Source organism: Streptomyces sp. NPDC005195 (assembly GCF_040608315.1).
GTDB lineage: Bacteria > Actinomycetota > Actinomycetes > Streptomycetales > Streptomycetaceae > Streptomyces > Streptomyces kaempferi.
In genome coordinates this window covers 1-1,024 of sequence record NZ_JBEXHZ010000408.1, presented here as the reverse complement: position 1 = coordinate 1,024, position 1,024 = coordinate 1, and the positions used below count along the sequence as shown (strand labels likewise).

2 protein-coding genes are annotated in these 1,024 nt (G+C 75.0%); both read right to left on the bottom strand.

Translation table 11 applies throughout. The features are described from left to right. A partial coding sequence (locus tag ABZV34_RS39980) for a hypothetical protein (protein WP_356288383.1) occupies nucleotides 1-203 on the bottom strand: 203 nt, incomplete at its 3' end. Nucleotides 204-307: 104 nt separating this feature from the next. Further along, nucleotides 308-1,024: LysR family substrate-binding domain-containing protein (locus ABZV34_RS39975; protein WP_356288380.1), on the bottom strand; the 717-nt coding region annotated here is incomplete at its 5' end.

Genomic DNA, 1,024 nt, shown 5'->3' with positions numbered 1-1,024 from the left:
ACGGCGTGCTCCACCATGAGCCGCACCGCCCCGGCGGCCAGTCCCCGCCGGCGGTCGAGCGAGACTCGTCCGGTCGTCCATGGGCCGATCCCGCCCCTTGGACGCCGGGTGGCCAAGAGGCCGTCGGAGCAGCAGGCCGCCCCGGTTCCCGTGGCTGTCCTGTCCGGCTCCCGAGCCGTGGTGCCACGGAGGATCTCGCTCACTCACGAGTGTGGCGCCTGGCCGGTCCTGTCGTCCCGCCGGCCGGGAGGAACCTGCGAAAGGCACCGGGCCCGGGGCGTGTTGCGGCATGCGGGGCAGGAGCGGGTCATAGCTGTGTGGCCGTGCGGACCAGTCCGGCGAGGGCGAGGGAGCGGCTGTGCGGAGGCCAGGCGATGTGGGTGACGACGGGGGGCGCGTCGGTCAGGGGTACGGCGCTGTGCCCGGCCCACAGCCAGGCGCGGGCGGAGTCGGGGAAGACGGCCATGGTGCGTCCGAGGGCGATCAGTTGGGCCAGTTGCGTCTGGTCGTGGATCTCGGGGCCCGGGCCGGGTGGGTACGTACCGTGGCGGGGCCAGCGGGCGCGCGGAAGATCGGGGACGTCGCTGACGTCGGCCAGCGACAGGGTCCTGCGCGCGGCGAGGGGATGCCCCGCGGGCAGGACGGCGATCTGCCCCTCGGTCAGCAGTGGCTCGCTGTCGAACCCGGCGAGGGAGTTGAACGGCGCGTGCATGAGCGCCACATCGGCGCGACCGTCGCGCAGCAGTTCCTCCTGCTCACACATACCGCACGGCAGCACCTCGATCTCGGCGGCGTCGGGCTCGGTCGCGTAGGCGTCGAGAAGCCTTTGCAGCAGTTCGTGGGAGGCGGCGGCCTTCACCGCCAGTACCAGGCGGTCACGGGGGCCGCCCGAGCCGTCGGCGCCACCGGCGCGGCGGGCGCGGCGAGCGGCTGCGGTGGCCGCGTCGAGGGCCGCGCGGCCCTCGCGCAGCAGGACCTCTCCGGCGCCGGGCCGCGAGACACCCCGGCCGGTGCGCCAGAGCAG